Below are 1147 nucleotides of genomic sequence, written 5' to 3'. Positions count from 1 at the left end.
CTCCTTCGTCACCCTTATCTGTTTTATCGGCTTGATTTTGGTAGGCTTGAGTTGCTGGCAGCGTACCGTGTCACCCTTGGTCGCAAGAGACCGTGTCCGAGCCCGGTACGCTGCCGTTTGCGCATGTTTCACCCGAACAGTTGACCGGGAGGCCGTTGGCGCGGCGGTCCCGCAGGATAAGGACGGGTTCCATGACCATAGCACCTTGCATCGTCGGGATCGACGTTTCCAAACAGTGGCTGGACTGCTTTTTTCACCCGGCGGGCCGGCGATGCCGGTTTGCCAACGACGCGCAAGGCCACGATGGCCTCGTTGCGCTGCTCGCCACGCAGGAAAGCTTCTGCGTCCTGGAGGCGACCGGCCCTTACGATCGCTCTCTTTGCCTTCGTCTGCATGACGAGAGCCAACCCTTCCACCGGGCCAATCCGCGCAAGGCGCGCCAGTTCGCGAAGGCGGCCGGCTTCCTGGCCAAGACGGATCGGGTCGACGCCTGCATGCTGGCGCGCTACGGCGCGGCCATGTCCCTGCCGGCCGAGGCGCGGCCACAGCCGGCAAGGCAGGCCTTGCGCGATCTCATGGCGCGCCGCGACCAGCTGGTGGAGATGCGCAAGGGCGAACGTACCCGCCTGGCTCAACCGCATGCGGACTGGCTCGAGGAGAGCCTTCGACAGATGATCGATGCCCTCGACCGGCAGATCGAGGCGGTCGAAGCCCGTATCGATGCGCTGATGGCGTCGTCGCGTCGCCTGCTGGCTCAAAAGGCCCTGCTGTGCTCGGCGCCCGGCGTCGGGCCGGTGACGGCGAAGGTTCTGCTGGCCCATATGCCGGAACTCGGGCATCGGGACCGGCGCGCCATCGGGGCTCTTGCCGGATTGGCACCGCTGTCGTGCGATTCGGGCGCCATGCACGGCAGGCGCTGCATCTGGGGCGGGCGCAAACGGGTGCGCGATGCGCTCTACATGGCCGCACTCGCGGCCTGCCGCTGCGCTCCCTTCAAGGCCGTTTCCCAGGCCATGCGCGACAGGGGAAAGCCGGCAAAGCTGGTGATCATCGCCATCGCAAGACGCCTGCTCGTCGCACTTAACGCCCTCCTCAGGGACAACCGGACATTCCAGCCTTGACAACCAACGACACAGTTGCTCGGGCT

The 1147-nt window shown here is 65.7% G+C and carries 1 protein-coding gene; it reads left to right on the top strand.

All coding sequences use genetic code 11. The annotated features are described in order from the left end of the window. The first annotated feature begins 191 nt into the window (after window positions 1-191). The gene (locus NOF55_RS23425; RefSeq protein WP_306413547.1) at window positions 192-1121 is read left to right on the top strand and encodes an IS110 family RNA-guided transposase; all 930 of its coding nucleotides are present in this window, start codon (window positions 192-194) and stop codon (window positions 1119-1121) included. The last annotated feature ends 26 nt before the right edge of the window (window positions 1122-1147 follow it).

This window comes from Ectorhizobium quercum (genome assembly GCF_026552795.1).
Lineage (GTDB): Bacteria > Pseudomonadota > Alphaproteobacteria > Rhizobiales > Rhizobiaceae > Ectorhizobium > Ectorhizobium quercum.
Note: the sequence above shows the minus strand (reverse complement) of the source record. Positions and strands in the feature narration are given on the sequence as shown.

Bases quoted from the DNA above. Each gene is read 5' to 3' on its own strand.
- NOF55_RS23425 (WP_306413547.1), top strand. From the start codon at position 192: ATGACCATAGCACCTTGCATCGTCGGGATCGACGTTTCCAAACAGTGG.